Raw genomic sequence first — 18,071 nt, 5'->3', positions numbered from 1 at the left:
AAAGCTAGATAAAAAATTAAGCCACTTTAATTTTGCCTGTAACAGCATCATTAATCAGGGTGGTTTTATATTCTTTAAGCTTTTCAATTTCAGCATATTTAATCAAAACTGCATTTTCTATTTTGCCTGTTAAATCATCTAAATATTCTGCAATCGCTTTCTGTTCTTCAATGTCTGGCAATAAAACATCTAGATTTTTTAGTAACTCTTGACTTAATGAAGCTCGAATGACCAAATTCATTTCTTTAACGAAATATGCTCTCATCATCGGCGAACTAAAATAATATTTCGAAAATTCTTTAATAAGAGGTGCTTTCAAAAATGGTCTGAACCTAATCAAAAAACCTGCAAACACAGCATTTTCTATTGTCTTAAAACAAACAGATGTAAATCCAATTTCATCAATCGTCTCAGAAGTCCTTGTAAAGAAAATGTCACCTTCCTGAACACTAAAACTCTTTTGGTCATTTAAAGTAGAGTTAGCTAAGCCTTCTACACACTCAGGTAAAACACGATTTTTATAAACATCGCTATAACTGACAAATGGATAACCTGTCCCGAAATAATCACCACCCGCACTAATACCATTTTGAGTAGTACCTAAATAACGGATTTTTGATGTTTCCCAATGTTCAGGAATTTGCCCAATCCATTCAACACCCGAATCTTTCATCGCAACATTTGGATTTAAACCTTGCGTCACTGCTTTTTGAATGACAATTTGCTTACGTTCATTCAGTAAAGCAATTTGCTGTTCTTTAATGGCAATGGCTTGGTCTATTTCAGCTGTCTTTCTATCCAAAAAATCAACTATTTTATTTTGCTCACTGAAAGAGGGTATCGGCAATAACTCATTATTCAAGTCATCCATCGATATCTTCATGCGAATAGTATTTAGCTTGCCTGAAGTCTCCGATTTTTTAATTAAAATACCAGTACCTAAACGACCCAAATTTTTTTGAAATGCCTGTGATTGGAAAATATAGTTGTAATATCCAATATTTGTTTTAGCACCATCTCTTGCATAAAGCATGTAATAAACAGGACTAACAACTCCAAAATATTTCGATAATCCAACCGAACCAACAATTACATTCATACTGTTCAGAACAATATCATTAGGTCTTGCTAACTTATAAGCTGTTAAATCTTCTTTAGGCTTATTTCCACCTCCTGTTTTTTCAGATTGTGGTATAACCCCTTGATGCATAGTTAATGACAAAATAAAATCAGTTTTTATCGGATCATTTTTTTCATTTCTCTCAGCGAGAGGGGCTTTTAAGCGTTTTACATCCCAACTAGCAGGAATTTTTCCGACCCAATCGATACCCGAATCTTTATAAGCATCATATTTATTAAACATTCCGCTTCTCCTTAAAGACCCAAAATCTGTGCAATTAAACCATCGGCTTGTTTCTCAAGACTTAAAATATCCTGAGCGACATCTTCAAGTGAACGCAACGGCTTATGTTGGTAGAAATACTTATTAAAACTGATCTCATAACCAATTTTTACAGAATCCAAATTAATCCATGCTTCATCCACATGCGGTTTTACTTCATCTAAGAAATATTGGTGAATACGCTGATTTAACGGCACAGACTCACTGTCACGAATATCAGCATTGCTTTCATAGGTGATGTACTCGCCTTTTTTGCCTGTTGCAAAATAACCAAAATCGGCTAAATCAGACTCTTCACAGCCTAACTTTTCAAGTAACTGCGCTAGCTTTTGCTCATTCAGTTTTTCAACTTTTTTCAGCACTTTCTCAGCCGTTTCGTCATACCAACTTACGGCATTTAAAATGCTGTTTTTTTCAGATGCAGATAGCTTTAAACCAAGGGATTTAATTGCTTTATCTACGTTGTCTTTAAACACATTAAAGTCACTTGATTCCGCTTCACCCACTTGCGCCATAATTGCTTGAGCAGATTCAAACAACGTCTTGAGTGATGTCCAATGCTTAATATCAAACAGCTTGGCTTTTGCTTTGGTATTTAAGCTGATCTCTTGCTTCTCACACCAATCTAAAACGTCTTTTTCCACTTCTTTGAGCTTGCCTGCTTGGTACAGCGCATCGCCATATTCAGCAAACATATATTCCATTGGCTCAAGCAAGGATTTATCAAAACGTAATGGCTGTAAACGCTCCAAACTAAACTGCGCTTTACGACGATCAGGACGTTCGATATTGACTTTATAATAGCCAAAATCACTATTATTAAAGACCTTAGAGGCTAATCCAATTGGATCATTATTGGCATCTAAACCACGCTCAACATCTTGCCCATTGAGGTACACATTTAAAATTTCCTCAAGATGCTCAGGTGCAAACTCACAGTTCTTTTGTCCTAAGTTTTTACGTAACTTACGGTAAAGCAAACTTGCATCAATCAGTTGTACTTTGCCTTTACGTGACTCAGGCTTGTTATTGGATAACAACCAAATATAAGTGGTAATACCCGTGTTATAGAACAAGTTGTTTGGCAATTGAATGATGGCATTCAGCAAATCATTTTCGATGATATAACGACGAATGTTGGATTCGCCGCCACCTGCATCACCTGTAAATAAACTTGAACCATTATGGACAGAAGCAATACGGCTACCAATACCATTTTGCTCAGGCGAGCTCATCTTACTGACCATTTCCATGAGGAATAAAAGCTGACCATCGCTCGAACGTGGCGTTGCATCTTCTTCTTTCAGTTCACCCCAATAGTTTTTAAGCTCGACTCTAAAACGTGGGTCGATGACTTTTTTATCTTCGACAATGTATTTTTGATCTGATGCCCAGCTTTTACCATACGGAGGATTTGACAACATAAAGTCAAAACGTTTTGAGGCAAACTCATCACTTGCCAAGGTCGAACCCACACGTATGTTTTCAGGGTTATTGCCCTTAATCATCATGTCTGATTTACAGATCGCATAGGTTTCATCGTTAATTTCTTTACCGTAGAGGAAGATGTCACGATCTTCATCGCTATAACGCTCTTCAATAAAGTTTTGCGCTTCGGTGAGCATACCGCCACTACCGCATTAAGGATTACATCATAATGTATGGACATATCTAAGCAACTGTAATTTATCATTATTTAATACAACTCAAATGTCCATAGAGCAAATAAAAATTATGGACATTCTGGCAAAAATGTCCATAGCTTTGATTTCAATGATTAAAAACATTTTTTCAAAATAGTATTAATCGTTATGCAATATTACTAATAATGAATTTAATTTTCACTATGTTCGTACTATAGTTGTCACTGACAATGCACATACTTCATCATACAACTTCTTTAAGTGCTCTAATTAACGGTACCACATCATTGTCTCATCAGTTTTAAAATTGATACCAAAAAACATAAGTATAGTTACTGAAATAATGATGGTTAAAGTAAATAAAGTGAGAAATTTCAAATACTTGATGTCCTTGGTTGATCCGGTTGTAATGTATTTGATTAAAAAACTAAATAATAAGAAAAGTAGTAGTGGTAATAAAATCATAAAAGCTGTTATTACTTTTACGGTTAAACGATAGTCTTCCCCTGTGTCTTTGAGCTCATTTTTTATTAAATTGGAAAAGCTTTCCTTGTCTTTGGGATTATTGAAAGAAAAATCTCCAGAAACAAATTTTTTGTCAAAAAGATGAGGTATATAGCAGCGAAAAGTATAATTTTGGAAGAAATGACATTTTGTAAGTGCACCATCAACTATGTATTCGATGATTTCTTTCTTCTCTATGTCGTTTAAACTATTCTCACTCCATTTAAATAATAAATTTTGTATTGGGAAATTTTCTAATACTGTTGACGTTTCATATAAGTGCCCTGCAAATTCAGCTCTATATTTTTCCGATATATAAGTAGACTTAGGTGCAAAACGACATTCAATAGCTTCAAAATCACAATAATAAATTTTACTTTCTAAAAATGGCAATTTGTCTGCAAGGTAGAAGCCAAAAATAAGTAAAGGGAAGAAAATTATTAGAAATAATCTCTTAAATTGATCTTGATTCATTTAAACCTACTTATAAAAATGATGTGTGCTGAATTAGCAGGAGACTTTCACTTGGGAGATTCTAGGCAGCTAACCGATAAAAGTCTTTTGCCATTTGATTTGGTGTCTTAAAATCCAAGCCTTTTTGAATTCTTCGCTGATTATAAAATAACTCTATATATTTTATAAGGGGCTGTAGTAGATTAGCAGAAGTGCTACTTGCGTATTCTTATTTGAATGGACAGATTTTCTTATTTGAAGTTGAACATCCATTCTTACTTTACTTGGACACATTATAAAATTTAAAGTATTCCTGTACCAGTTTGATGCTTTAATAAAGCCGCCAATTGTGAACCTGATTTTAGCTTCTCTGTATAAGGACACCCTTGATCATTAGGTGCCCAATGAGGACAACGTAAATAATATTGATCCAACAGCCCAACTCCATTTTTTTTCTTTTGCAAAGTCATCGGTTCAGCATGAATTGGACAACAAACAATGCTGATACCTAACTTATTGTTTCTTAGATCAGACTGTAAATCATCCATACGTTCTATAATACTTTCCGACGTACTCTGATCCTGAAGAATAATATTGAAATCTTGAGCTGAAAGACTAAATTCAGGTGCGGATGTATCTGTCATTAATGCTAAATCTTGTCGAGATAAATTTTCACGATATTCACATAAACGAACCTGCTTATTCTTAAAATACCAACCTGTACACCCCCAATAGAAATCTTGTGGATTAACATAAACTAAATTACGTGCCCACTGCAATTTCATAGGTCTTTGACATTTAGGGCATGTCTTTGCCATGGTATCTGCAAAAGCATTCCATTGAAGGACATGTGTTGTTTCTAGATCAATATCAACTTTATGAATATTATTTTCATTTTGTTGAAATTTATCCGCAGCAATAATTTGACTATCACTTTTAATGCCTTGCTTTAGAAAATTTCTTTCCTCATCAAGCTCAATCAGCCTTTTACGTTGTTGTTCAGTAATACGTCCTGATTCATTCAATTTTCTACGCAAAAATTGAATTTCTTGATTAAGCTCATGTATTTGATCTTGTTTCTTGTCTCGTTCATCGTAGACAGTCTTTGTCACGATTTCTTTTGCCGTGAAATAGGTTTTGACTGTAGAAACGACTTCAGAAACTACGCTCACTGCTGCACTGAATAAAGATCCAATGCCAGAAAACAACATATCAAAAAAGCCCATAATTTCCTCGTAAAAGAAAGTCTATGACTTAGTCATAGACTTTCGATTGCTTATTTCACTAAATTCATCAAACTACCAAAACTATCAATCACCGAATAATGAACTACATCGTCCAATGGTTGATGTTCTTCATTTAAAGTAGCGAAGAACTTTTTAGCACTGTCAATTTTACGTTTCTCTTTTTCCCTTAGGTCACTGTCTAGCATTGAGCCTTTAGTTTCTGCAACGAAATAGATTTGGCGTACTTTATCCTTATTGAAAGCAATTGCCCAATCAGGGTTATAGCTACCGAAAGGCGTAGGGATCTGGAAACGATCAGGGAGTTTAGCGTAGACAACCACTTCATCTGCACCATCCAACTCTTCAACAAATTTACGCTCATTATCAGAGTCGGTGACTACGTAATCCCAGATATGGCGTTCTGCCTTATACGACTGTAATGGAATATTCTCATTACTCACAAAGATTTCATTGTCAGGATAAGTACTATCTAAAGGATTATATTTCAGTCCTTGAATGACCATTTTAGCCTGCTGCTCGTTAATGATACGACTCATTTCACGAATGAAAGCTTCTGGATTCAACTTAAACTGTGCAAATACCGCAGCGTTAATTCCCTGTAAGATACGGGCAACCGTTTTACGAGTTAGATTGGTATCATCGGCAATATTGCCAATTAGGTCATAGGTCACTTGAGACTGAATAGAAATATTCGCAACCTCAGTTTTTGATGTCACCTTCCCAAACATTTCTTTGGCTTTGACTTGCTCATAGGTGGATTCATCATTCTGCATTGCTTCAGCAAGTTTATAACTCAGCGTTTCCACAAATTTGTTGTTACGCTCTTTAGCCGTACGTTCAACAGCACTAATGCTTTGCTCAATGAGTTTTTCAGAATCTAAATGAATTTGATAAACGGCTTTTCGATTAATTCGAGACCATAAAGCCTGAAACTCTTTACGTTCTAAATTGGCTTGGTTGATGGTATTGGTTAGCTTCTTATTGCCATTATCAGCCATACCCTCCAAAGCTTTAGGATCAAACAGCCCATCAATCAGCTTGTGAATTTGCTCAGTATATGAAACCAAGTTTTCAGGCAATTCAGCCAGCGTACCTTGATCTTTCGCTTCGTGATATTTTGGCGTTAACTGATCATTGTCATCAATATAATCGTGCTTAGACAGATGCTTATTAATCTGCTTTGCCATTAATTCAGTGACTTCAACACTAGACCCATCGGATAACTTAAAGATTTTCCCTTTAAAGTAATCAGGGGTCGCTTGTGTCGGGCGATTCTGAATCGTATTCAGAATTTCTGATTGTAGATTCGACACAAACTCTTTGTAACTTTCATTGGTCACAACTGTGAGATTATTCAGTTTATGAATTTCTCCTAAGGCCCCTTGGAAATGGTTAGCATCCATACGTTCGCCAAATTTATTCACTGCAAGGCGCATACCACGGCCAACTTCTTGGCGACGAGAAATCACATTATCTGAATGCTTTAAAGTACAGATCACAAACACGTTCGGGTTATCCCAACCTTCCCGTAACGCTGAGTGAGAGAAAATAAAACGAGTTGGCTCTTCAAAGGAAAGTAGGCGTTCTTTATCTTTTAAAATCAGGTCATAAGCGTCTGTATCATTGGATACCTGAGCTTCTTCAGCTTTCTTATCAATTGCTGGATTGGCAAGACGTTTTGATTTCTTATCAATTGAGAAATAACCGTTGTGAGTACGATCTACCTCAATTGCTTTCAGATAGTCAAAATATGGGTCATTTTCTAAGTTTAGATCCAGAACTTCATTGAGTACCTGTTGATACTGTTCCTTGAAAATTTGAACGTATTCGCCATCTACAGGATTATTATCCTCATCATATTGACGATATTTTGCTACTTCATCAATGAAGAAAAGACTCAAGACTTTAATACCTTGATTGTATAACTGGCGTTCTTTTTGAATATGTGCACGAATCGTTTCACGGATCTGAATGGTTCGCATGATCTTTTCATCAACATGCCCTAATGCTTCACCCACATGAATTTTGGTGCCATTCAAGAAAGTCACCGAGTTATCTCGTGCATCAATGTCTGAGACGACATAACGGTCATTGTATTGTTCGGCCTTATTGGAAATATCGTAAAGGTTATCGCCTTTACTGACCTTTCTTATTTCACGTTTAAAGCCATTCTTGGTTTCAATCTCTATTTCCAAGCGAGCGATAGGTGCTGATTTCGATACAATGATGTCTTGCAAGTATAAATAACCATGTGTACCCGTTAAGCCTTGTACTTCCACGCCTTTGACGGTGATTTTTTTCACCAGTTTTTGGTTATAGGCATCCAAAGCATCTAAGCGATAGACAAGGTTATAGTTACGCTTATGTGTCGCAGAATAGCGCAAAATAAATAACGGATTGAAGTTTGATATAGACTCTAAAGTGGTAACCGCTCCCATCTTTTGCGGTTCATCCAAGATCACAATTGGACGGTTACGACTAATTACATCAATAGGACGACGCGATTGGAATTCATCCAACTCATCATAAATACGAAGGTTATCCTTAGATTTTGAAGTGAAAGCCTGTACGTTAATCACCATGACGTTGATCCCACCATTTGAGCTAAAGCTTTCTAAATGGTGCAATGCTTTTGAGTCGTAGATGAAGAAACGGGCTTTTTTGCCGTACTGTTCTTGAAAGTGATCTGCCATCATATTTAGGCTTTTATAAACACCTTCACGTATCGCAATGCTTGGTACAACAACAATAAACTTCGACCAACCATACTGCTTATGCAGTTCAAACATGGTACGGATATAACAATAGGTCTTACCTGTACCTGTTTCCATTTCAATATCAAGGTTTAATTGGCTTTTGGTCAGGTTCTTGCCTTTGCCATTATCATCCGTGATGAGTTGAGATGATCTTTGTAATCCACTTGCTGCTTGTACGTCCTGAATGTTTTTCAGTACAGCTTGTAGATCAAAAATATGGGCATTCTCAAAACCAACATCTGCAATCACTTTTTTAGTCTTGCCACCTTGTAAATCCAAGGTTTCTTCCAACATATCAACCTGTGCAGTTGCTTTTTTAACTTTAGCTGTACCTTGGTCGATCATGTAACGATGGCCTTCAGAACGTGGTTGTCCTTTAAAGCAATCTACAATCGCTTGTACAGAGTCTTTTTGATAAGCAAGGGTTTTAAAACGGATTTCCATTATCTAACCCTCTTAAAGAAACTTGACTTCGGTATCAGGAGAGAGCTGTTTAAAGCGTTCTTTGATATTGGTTTTATCATGATCCAGATGAATAGCTTTTTCTGCTGATACGAAGCGTAAAGGATGATCTTTGGCAACTTCATCGACCACATCAAATGTTAAATCATCAAAACACGCTACAAGGCTATTACCTGCCACATAAAACACTTCTTTTCCAGCAACATTTTTACGTTCAATTGGTAATGACAGCTCAAGCCCCCAATCCAACATGACTTGGAATAGGAGATCTTCAGATGTACGGTCTGATTTAATGTGATCAGCTAAATCCAGCATATCAGCTTGTTTCAAAGCAGCTGGCGTGTAATACACATCTTTCATATTGGTTGAGTCGATTTTTAAGACTCGGAAGCCAATATCTAAGTTTTCAATCCCTTCTTTGCTGGCATTATCTTCTATAATCTTTTTACCTGCACGACGGATACGGTCTTTAGATATTTCAGCAATACTTTTATAACCAGCCTTGAATGCTTCTGATTTCTCATCTGTTTTTTCAGGCAATTGAACCATGATGAATTTTCGGTTGCCACTATCTTCTGCATTTAACTTCATTACAGCATGTGCTGTAGTCGAAGAACCTGCAAAAAAATCTAAAATAATAGAATCTTTAGTAGTATTAGCGATTTGAAGAATTCTAGATAATAAGCGAGTAGGCTTTGGCCCATCAAAATATCCCTTATCATCGAATAATTTTTTTACTTCCTGCCGTCCTTCTTGATTATGTCCTACATCGTTATGCAGCCATAATGTAGTCGAAACCATCCCATCCTGCACCTCAGACAGAAATCGCTTTAAACGAGGTACATTGTCACCATTTTCACCAAACCAAATACGATTATCTTTTACTAATTCATTAAATTTATTTTTATTTACCCTCCAACATGAACCATGTGATGGATTAATAATTTTTCCAGATGGTGTAGTTATAGGATAATCATATTCTTTAGAGTAGGTTTTTACAGATAAATCTCCCGAAACCCATTTCCCTCGGTAATCGTTATCTGGGTTTTTATATCTTGCATTTGCTTCTTCTGTTCTCGGAAGTTTTCCAACTTTAAAGCTATTGATATTCTTCGCATAGATTAAGACATAGTCATGACTAGAGGACAAATATTTAGCATCATTCTTCGGTGAGAAAGCTCTTTGCCAAACTACTGTCGCAACATAATTACCTATAAAAATTTCATCACAAATCTTTTTGATATTATCTTTTTCATAATCATCAATACTAATAAAAATAACGCCATCGTCTTTTAACAAGTTTTTAGCTAATTTTAGTCGAGAATAGATCATACTCAGCCATTCTGAATGGAAACGGCCATTGCTTTCAGTATTCGCAATTAAGCGATTTCCTTCTTCATCTACTTGATTCGAACGTTCAAAAAACTCATCGGTACTTTCTGCAAAATCATCTTCATAAATAAAATCGTTACCTGTGTTATATGGTGGATCAATGTAGATCATTTTGACCTTGCCCAAGTAATTCTCTTGGAGAAGTTTCAGGGCTTCGAGGTTATCACCTTCGATAAACAAGTTTTCTGTCTTATCAAAATTAACGCTTTCTTCACGGCATGGACGTAAGGTTTTCGCAATAGGTGCATTGGCAGTCAGAATAGATTCTTTTTTTCCCACCCAATCTAAACGGTAACGTTCTTGCTCACCTTCAACCAAAACTTGTGAAAGTTCTTGTTTAAGCAAGTCAAAATCAACAGCCTTTTTCAGCTCACCATTTTCATCTTTGGTCTCGGTAATACAGTTTGGGAACAGTGCTGAAATCTTTTCAATGTTGGTATCGACTAGGTTGGGGGAGTGCATTTTTAACTGGTCTTGGTTTGACATCTTTATCATCTCAATCATTTAATCTTAAAAATCTAAACTTTCCATATCCCAGTTTTCACCAAAATATGGACGTAATTGTTCTAATTCACTTGGCAATGCATCGGCACACGTTACACCTAAATAATTGGCTGCACGGGTTGCACCGACATATAAAAATTTCTGATATAAATCAGGATACTGCTGTAACAGTTGATCTACGCCAACAAAAAATACAGCCTCAAACTCTAGCCCTTTAATATACTCGATACTACATACACGTACATCCGTTGCATTGCCTACACTTTGACCTTGCAAACATGCAATCGCTTTTAAATTAAACTCATCTAAATTTTCTGTAAGTTTTTTCGCCATCGGCTGTACATCAGCTTCATCTTTTACCAAAACTACAATAGAAGGTAAAATTTGTTCTTCTGTATGATTGGTATTCACCAAACGCTCAATTTCCCCAATGCGTTGAGTAATCCAATAAGCAATATCATCTAAATCATCATGATATTCTGCAATCACAGGGGCTAAACCCTCAAAGTCTGTAAACTTTGGCAATTCAGAACGTGCCTGTATATCTTGTTCATCCATTAAATCTAAAATGGCATGGGTAAATTCATTTAATTTTGGACTCTGACGATACACTGTATTAATACGTGCAATTTTTAAATCAGGTGAAATCCACTCGAGTAAAACTAGATCTTTAATCCCTTGGGTAGTTAATCGTTGGTTAAAGTCACCACACGCAAAAAATGAATTAAGTAATGGATTCGTCATGGCTTGCATACACGCAAGTTGTAGCGCAGAAAAATCTGTGGCTTCATCCACCATAATTTGGTCTTTAAACAAACCTTCACGTAAACCCTTAAGCTCTTGAAAAGCAATTTCATTAAGGTTTCTAACAATGTATGGCTCTTTCAACAAATCTTTTAAATTACGTAAAATCACCAACAAAATTAAATCTAATTCTGCTTGTGAGATCTTTTGTACCTCTAATTTTTCTTTGCTATAAAAATGTTGGTAATGCTCTTCTTTCCTAAATTTTTTATACAGTCCTACAGGTTTTTTATAAATTCGTTTCCAACAGTTTAGGTTATGACGTAAACCATTTTGTAAAGTAATACTTCGCCCTAATTGTAGTAATCGCTCTTCTGAAGGAAGCTTTTCCCCTAACCATTCAGCAATTTTGGCATCCTTACTACCTTTCTTAAACGTTTTTTTCAAATAGTGATAACGTGCTAATTTTTTTAAAAACTTTTGATATTCAACTAAAGCTTTTGCTTCTTGTGAATGCGTGACAGAGCCAGCTTCTACTTCATCATCATCGTAATCAGCCTCTTCATCATCTTCTTCAGCATCTACATTTTTGAAGTTATTTAAAAAGCGAGCTAATTCTTTAAAAATACCTTCATTTATGTTAAACAGTAAATTCCGCTCTTCTTGAATAATTTTATCGCTCACTAATTTTTCACTTTCAATCATTTTTTTAATTTGATTTTCTAGTTCAAAAAGTTGGCGATATTTACTCAATACTTTCGTATCACTTTCAATAATGTTGCGAATTTTTACAATGAGTTTTTCATCATTTAAACCAGAGGCTTGCTGTAAAATTTTAATGCCGTTGTTTAACTCTAAATTTAAAGCATTTTCTATATAAGATTGAAAACTACTATATAAAAACTGTGGATCATCAACATATTGTTGTTTGATATTTTCACTTGTTTCTATCGAGAATCCTGAGCCATTTGTCGAGCTTCTTAAAATGCCAAAGTTCTTACGTGCAATATTTTTAGAATAATCTAACCAGGTCTTTAGATTATCTCTAATGGCTATGCCTTCTATATTAAATGCTTTAAATAAATATTCTTTTAATAGCTCTGAAGGCGTAAACATCAGCCAATCATTAAATCCTTGACCATCCCTACCTAATTTTTTTAAAAGTCCTTCTTCAAGCTCAGATAGTACCCCTTGAGATTTATCAAGTTTTTGTCCTAGACGTTTAATTAAAGTTGTGGTTTTACCTGTACCTGGTGGCCCTAAAATAATACGTTGTGAGTTTACGGGTAAACGAAAAATTTCATCTTGGTATTCATCAAGCGCTGCTTGGTTACGTAAAGACATGCCTGAGCGTATATTACGGGTCAAATTTTTAATTTTACCTGCTGTGGTCTGTTCTTCTTCGGCAATTGCTTGTAAATATGCTTCTACATCTATACCTTGCTCTTCTAAATTATCAAGCAATGCTCTAAAAGACTCTAGGTTAATTTTTTCTTCTTCTGAAAAAATTTCAACTGCAAATCCATCCCACAATTGTTCAACTTGGCGTGGTGTAAATTTAATTTTTTGACCAATATAATATTCTTGTTCCTTAATCAGAAAATCTGCACCTGGCGATAAAGATGCAATTCGCCCCATAGGGGCACGATAACTAACAACATTAATCGGTTTTGTCTGACAAACACTCAAGCCTGGTGGAGCAACCTGTGAAATATAAATACTCCGACAATAATTTCCGTCAACATCTTCCAAATCCACACGCATAAATACAGGTTCAGAAGCTAAAATTAAATTATCTCGTCGATTAGAATCATAAACAGTTTCTAAAGTCAAAAAAGCATTATCAGTAAATGAGTTAGCAGTAATTACATCCTGTGAATAACCTGACAGTTTTAATGCATCTTTTGCTTTATTTGAAATATCAGCAAGAATATCCACTGTATCTTGTGCAATTTCTTGAATTCCTTTATCTAACATGCTTACCCCCTTCTTACTTGAGCGAGTTGCGATTCTAATTCACTCACTTTTTTATTTAATTCAACCTTCCGATTAAATTGCCTTTCATTTCTTAACTTGGATTTCAACTTATCGAGCTGCTTTTGCAAGCTTTCAAGTTGTTGAGCTCTTTGCAATTTAAGTTCAATAGAAACGCATTCATCATCGTCTCCTGAATCTTCGCTTGATGTAATCGGCAACATCTGTGCGATGAAATGTTCATATAGATCAGCCAGTTTTAAATAAAGAGGCAATTCAATACGATCATGATCTTCTAGCCACTCCGAAGCATAATATTGACCTATCACAGCTTTAGTTTTATTTGCTTGATTCAAACGCTTATAGGTTGCCACAACTTTAACTTTATCCTGATAAACAACTTCAAAAATAATTGGAGTGAGAATGAGTTTATCAATGAAAGATAGTATTGACACATCTAAATCTTCAACCCGACTTTTTACTCGAAAGATTTGAATTTCCTTCAAATCTTCCTGATCTTGGAGGTGAATTGTAGATGAAGCCAACTTGTACGCCCACCGTATATTTTCCACTTGATTAACAAATAATTGTTCGATCTTGCTATTGGCTTTACCTTGCTCATAAAACTTATTTTTCGGAATTAACCGATCCACTTTAGCCTGGGGTGGAAATTTATATAACTTCATGATCAAGATTCTTCAATCACAATAAAGCTAATCAGCTCAAAGTCGTTTAATCCAGAAACCACATCTACCAACGCTGATGTAGTCAAGCCTGAAAACAAGCTATCAATATCCTTCTCAGCTTTTACGTCCTGAATGGTATGAATCACAATATCCAACAATTCTGAATATTGACTCATATCTCGTCCGTCATTGGTTTTCTCATTAAACTTTTCATATGCTTCAGGAATCGGATGATCTTTTCCTCGACATGCTTTACGTGCTACATCCAATAAATATTTGGCTTGGGTGTAGTCATAAACGACTTCACCGCCTTGATTAATATAAACTAAGTAATATGGATATAGGCGGTTGCTTTGGCTGTTAGGCGACTCAGGATGTCGTGCTCTTAAAGTGAAAATTACTCCCGCATTTAAACCGAGTTCTGGCTGTGCAGGCACAACAGTATGTAATCCATTCGGTAATCGCTCCAATTCAGGATGCTCTTCCATATAGCCAAGCAAATCCATACGGAAGTCATTCAAACCTAAATCGGTAATCGAAACCCCTGTATTGGCATCTTCCAAGTCTAAAACTTCAGTTTGTAGTTTCTGTAATTGTTCACGACGATAGGCAATATCATTGGCTTGGGCACTGAGAACGTTATCATCTCCCGTACTTGTCATATCGACGATCACCATGCGATTCTCGACCCGTTCTCGCAAGTTAATATATTCATCCAGACTAATATCAGGCCAGTAATTAACGAGCTGAATGACGCTGTTTGATGAGCCAATACGATCCACACGCCCAAAGCGTTGAATGATACGTACAGGATTCCAGTGAATATCGAAATTAATCAAATAATCACAGTCCTGTAAGTTTTGTCCTTCAGAAATACAGTCCGTTGCAATGAGCACATCAATTTCTCTGGACTCTTCAGGGAATATGTCTGCTTTTTGCTTTGATTGTGGAGAGAATAGGGTGAGCAAGCCCTGCATATCATAACTTTGACGGCTTCCCACTCTGGTCTTGATCGTTGAAGTATTATCACTGCCGATCACTTTGGCACTGTGCAAACCATAGGCTTCCAGCAGGATAGGAGCAATATGCTCATAGATATAATTCGCTGTATCCGCAAAGGCAGTAAATATGATGACTTTACGGTTATTGGCATTAATTGGGTTCTGAATTTTCTCAACAACATGCGCTTTAAGATGTTGTAATTTGGCATCCTTATCTGCGGTAATTGGCTGAATCGTTCGCAGTAAACCGAGAATAATGTGGTAGTCACCGTCTAGATCCGTTTTCCAGCTCAACAGATCCATATCAGCCAAATGAATTTTGAGCTTATTTCCGATTAGATCTTCGGTATTGAGTAACTCACCATTCTCATCCTCATCATAGCCAAAGTCGGGTGAAATACTCACCTCATCATCAGCCTGACGAGCTTCAAAGTCCGCAATTTTAGCGAGTACATTTTCAATATTTTTCTTTAAAACGTTCAATGTCAGCCTAAACGCATGGACAGAACTTTCTAGGCGTTTCAGCAAGTTGACCGTCATCAGGGCCTGTAAACTTTTTTCACGGTCTACCTGTCTTAATTTACCTTTGCCTTCTACACGAGTATCAAAAATTTCTTCATACTTTTTTAAAGCACTTGGAAAGATATAACTGACTGGTGCATAAACTGACATCTTGATTAAAGACAGATCTGCATAAATTTGATTCAGAGAAACACTATCCTGATCGTTTGATAATGCACAACGGAATGAAATCGGCTTGAGTCGTTGAGGGAACTGTCCAATATCTTTGGTGTCATAGAAAGTTTGAATATGCTTTCTTGAACGAGCAATCGTTACGCTATCCAAAAGCTTAAAGAAATCGAAATCTAGAAGGTTCAGAATCGCTTGAGTTGTCCGTTGGGCAGGATCTAGTTTTGCCCAGGCATTAAAGCTGGCCTGTGCTCTACGGAATATGGTTTCGATATCTCGTTCAGTATCGAGCTTATTTTCCAATAACGCTGCATTCCCTTCATAAGCAAGGGCGAGCTGATTCTTAAGGTCAGTAAAGTGATTATTAACTGGCGTAGCAGATAACATTAACACTTTGGTTTTCACGCCCTGACGAATCACTTGATTCATTAAGCGGTCATAACGTGTTTCACGATCCTTAAACGTGCCTCGGTTACGGAAGTTATGCGACTCATCAATGACAACCAAGTCATAGTTGCCCCAATTGATTTTCGCCAAATCTATACCTAGGGTTTCACCACCCTTACGAGAAAGATCGGTGTGATACAGCACATCGTAGCTAAAACGGTCTTTAGCAAAGATGTTCGTGACTAGATTGGCGTTATAATTCGTCCAGTTTGCTCCCAATTTCTTAGGACATAAAACCAGAACACTCTTGTTTCGTAATTCGTAGTATTTGATCACTGCCAATGCAGTGAAGGTCTTACCTAAACCCACACTATCCGCCAAGATACAGCCATTATAGGTTTCAAGTTTATTGATAATGCCTACTGCTGCATCTTTTTGGAAATTGAACAGCTTATTCCATACTAAGGTATCTTGATAACCTGTCAGGTCATTCGGCATAACGTCTGCATTTATATCTTCTAAAAAATCTTTGAAGATGTTGTAAAGCATTAAGAAGTAAATACGTTCAGGCGGATTTTCCTGATAGACAGACTCAATGTGTCGAATAATTTCACTGGTGACATCTTCAACTTTTGAAGGGTCATTCCAAATTTGATTGAATAGCTGAATATAGGTTTGCACCATCGGCTGCTCATCAAAGCAATTGACCATATTTGAAATGGCGTTACCTTTCTCGAAGCCAAGACCCATTGGGGTAAACCCCTGAATAGGCATATAAGTCAATGACTGCTCAGGTTTCTGAATACTGATGAATTCCTGCATCGGCGCATTGCTATTATTTGACTTAAATTTTGCTTTTCGTCGTATCCAATCTGCACATTCTTTAGCAATTGCTTTTTGTGATAACTGATTTTTTAAGTGAATTTCAAATTCTGTCCCGTACAGACTGCTTTCACGATCTTGTTTAGGAATGACAAATTCACGTTTTTCCTTTTTTAGCTTATCTGTGACGTTATCAGCGACAAAGGTTGGAGATGTAAAAACAAATTGCAGCTCTTCGATCTTTTCTAATTCTTTTTTTAAAGCAGCATAGGCATAAATGGAAAAGTATGAAGCAGCAATCTTCAATCTAGACTTACTACTTAGATTTTCCCCAATATCTGAGCCTAATATATTATTAATGTTATCAATGAGTTTCATAAGGGTGAAGCAGAAAATATAACAGATACTAAATTATAGCAGCCTTAAATTTTATATGTGAAAATTCATGAAGTTGTAATCACCCTGATGATTCTCAAATTTCTTAGAAAGTATCTGGGATTTCAAAAAAAGTTATCTGATTTATTGACCATAAAATTGATACTGAAAATATGCAATAACAATTAAATACACAGGAATTAAAACTCTCATTGCCCGTCAATTTTTTGAAATACAGCCTATGAGTTTGTTTAATACAGTGATTTCTGATTGAAGACTTTTCAAATACATTTGTGCATCCAACACACAACGAGAAATCTTATCAACTATTATTGGATATAGACGCATATACTTAGCTAGTATTTCTATCTCTAATTTTACTTTATCTACCTCCTCTTCAAGCCGAGTGCAGTCTTGATATAATTGTTCTTGAATAGAAGATGAAGTAGTCTCATTTGATAGATAATCAAGCAAATCACAACTTCTATACGCTGATGTATATTTATAGGTACATGTCGAATTATCAACTGATATAAAACCATATTCTTGTAGCTCTCTAACAGTTTGATAGATTTTTTGATAAAACTTTTTTGCTTTAAATTCTGGATAGGCTTCAATAAACATCTTTCTAATATCTTTAAATTCCTTTGCCTTAAAGGCAGTGGTTGCCAGAAATTTAACCAAACAACTCTTAAGAGATTGATTTACATACATACAAATCTGCCGAATTATCAAAAACCAGTAAAAATATCCTATTTTGGGATATTTTTGCTAATAGTACAACATCTTGAGCTATGAGCTCAATACACGATCCTAGATATATAAAACTTATACGAGAACTTATAGCCATACGTGAGTCAAAAAAAATAACTCAAGTAGAGTTAGCTACGTCTTTAAAAAAACCTCAGTCATACGTTGCAAAAGTTGAAAATTTAGACAGACGTATCGATGTATTGGAACTACAAGATTGGTTAAGCGTATTAGATATATCTATAATCAGATTCTTAGAAAGAGTATTATAGATTTCCA

Annotated in this window: 10 protein-coding genes and 1 pseudogene; 1 reads left to right on the top strand and 10 read right to left on the bottom strand. The window is 35.9% G+C overall.

Annotation, left to right across the window (positions count from 1 at the left end; translation table 11 throughout):
- Positions 1-16 precede the first annotated feature (16 nt).
- From FTU98_RS07365 to FTU98_RS07320, 10 genes and pseudogenes are all read right to left on the bottom strand, one after another.
- Positions 17-1,363: a restriction endonuclease subunit S gene (locus FTU98_RS07365; protein ID WP_180050877.1), complete on the bottom strand. Its 1,347-nt coding sequence runs from the start codon at positions 1,361-1,363 to the stop codon at positions 17-19.
- An 11-nt stretch (positions 1,364-1,374) separates the two neighbouring features.
- A pseudogene (locus FTU98_RS07360) lies at positions 1,375-3,042 on the bottom strand (class I SAM-dependent DNA methyltransferase); the annotation flags it as partial.
- Between the two features lie 273 nt (positions 3,043-3,315).
- Positions 3,316-4,023 (bottom strand): hypothetical protein, encoded by a 708-nt coding sequence (locus FTU98_RS07355; RefSeq protein WP_180050874.1) that lies wholly within the window; start codon positions 4,021-4,023, stop codon positions 3,316-3,318.
- 281 nt (positions 4,024-4,304) lie between these two features.
- Positions 4,305-5,228, bottom strand: coding sequence for a hypothetical protein (locus FTU98_RS07350; protein ID WP_180050871.1), 924 nt, complete (start codon positions 5,226-5,228; stop codon positions 4,305-4,307).
- A 50-nt stretch (positions 5,229-5,278) separates the two neighbouring features.
- On the bottom strand, positions 5,279-8,449 hold the full coding sequence (locus tag FTU98_RS07345; RefSeq protein ID WP_180050868.1) for a type III restriction-modification system endonuclease: 3,171 nt from the start codon (positions 8,447-8,449) through the stop codon (positions 5,279-5,281).
- 12 nt (positions 8,450-8,461) lie between these two features.
- Positions 8,462-10,345 carry a site-specific DNA-methyltransferase gene (locus FTU98_RS07340; RefSeq protein WP_257220025.1) on the bottom strand — a complete coding sequence of 628 codons (1,884 nt, stop codon included), beginning with the start codon at positions 10,343-10,345 and terminating at the stop codon, positions 8,462-8,464.
- A gap of 24 nt (positions 10,346-10,369) precedes the next feature.
- Positions 10,370-13,084, bottom strand: coding sequence for an ATP-binding domain-containing protein (locus FTU98_RS07335; RefSeq protein WP_180050865.1), 2,715 nt, complete (start codon positions 13,082-13,084; stop codon positions 10,370-10,372).
- A 2-nt stretch (positions 13,085-13,086) separates the two neighbouring features.
- Positions 13,087-13,767, bottom strand: coding sequence for a DUF4391 domain-containing protein (locus FTU98_RS07330; protein ID WP_180050862.1), 681 nt, complete (start codon positions 13,765-13,767; stop codon positions 13,087-13,089).
- A 2-nt stretch (positions 13,768-13,769) separates the two neighbouring features.
- Positions 13,770-17,045 carry a helicase-related protein gene (locus FTU98_RS07325; protein ID WP_180050859.1) on the bottom strand — a complete coding sequence of 1,092 codons (3,276 nt, stop codon included), beginning with the start codon at positions 17,043-17,045 and terminating at the stop codon, positions 13,770-13,772.
- 216 nt (positions 17,046-17,261) lie between these two features.
- Positions 17,262-17,756: a hypothetical protein gene (locus tag FTU98_RS07320; RefSeq protein WP_163170014.1), complete on the bottom strand. Its 495-nt coding sequence runs from the start codon at positions 17,754-17,756 to the stop codon at positions 17,262-17,264.
- An 80-nt stretch (positions 17,757-17,836) separates the two neighbouring features.
- Between FTU98_RS07320 and FTU98_RS07315 the strand changes: the two genes are divergently transcribed.
- Entirely contained in the window at positions 17,837-18,064 is a 228-nt protein-coding gene (locus FTU98_RS07315; RefSeq protein WP_163170013.1) for a helix-turn-helix transcriptional regulator, read from the top strand.
- Positions 18,065-18,071 lie beyond the last annotated feature (7 nt).

The organism is Acinetobacter sp. YH12211 (genome assembly GCF_013418015.1).
Taxonomy (GTDB): domain Bacteria; phylum Pseudomonadota; class Gammaproteobacteria; order Pseudomonadales; family Moraxellaceae; genus Acinetobacter; species Acinetobacter towneri.
This window is presented reverse-complemented; position numbering and strand designations above follow the sequence as displayed.

What these genes read in the sequence shown, in the direction of transcription:
- FTU98_RS07365 (WP_180050877.1), bottom strand. Translation starts at nt 1,363, where the DNA reads ATGTTTAATAAATATGATGCTTATAAAGATTCGGGTATCGATTGGGTC.
- FTU98_RS07355 (WP_180050874.1), bottom strand. Translation starts at nt 4,023, where the DNA reads ATGAATCAAGATCAATTTAAGAGATTATTTCTAATAATTTTCTTCCCT.
- FTU98_RS07350 (WP_180050871.1), bottom strand. Translation starts at nt 5,228, where the DNA reads ATGGGCTTTTTTGATATGTTGTTTTCTGGCATTGGATCTTTATTCAGT.
- FTU98_RS07345 (WP_180050868.1), bottom strand. Translation starts at nt 8,449, where the DNA reads ATGGAAATCCGTTTTAAAACCCTTGCTTATCAAAAAGACTCTGTACAA.
- FTU98_RS07340 (WP_257220025.1), bottom strand. Translation starts at nt 10,345, where the DNA reads ATGTCAAACCAAGACCAGTTAAAAATGCACTCCCCCAACCTAGTCGAT.
- FTU98_RS07335 (WP_180050865.1), bottom strand. Translation starts at nt 13,084, where the DNA reads ATGTTAGATAAAGGAATTCAAGAAATTGCACAAGATACAGTGGATATT.
- FTU98_RS07330 (WP_180050862.1), bottom strand. Translation starts at nt 13,767, where the DNA reads ATGAAGTTATATAAATTTCCACCCCAGGCTAAAGTGGATCGGTTAATT.
- FTU98_RS07325 (WP_180050859.1), bottom strand. Translation starts at nt 17,045, where the DNA reads ATGAAACTCATTGATAACATTAATAATATATTAGGCTCAGATATTGGG.
- FTU98_RS07320 (WP_163170014.1), bottom strand. Translation starts at nt 17,756, where the DNA reads ATGTATGTAAATCAATCTCTTAAGAGTTGTTTGGTTAAATTTCTGGCA.
- FTU98_RS07315 (WP_163170013.1), top strand. Translation starts at nt 17,837, where the DNA reads ATGAGCTCAATACACGATCCTAGATATATAAAACTTATACGAGAACTT.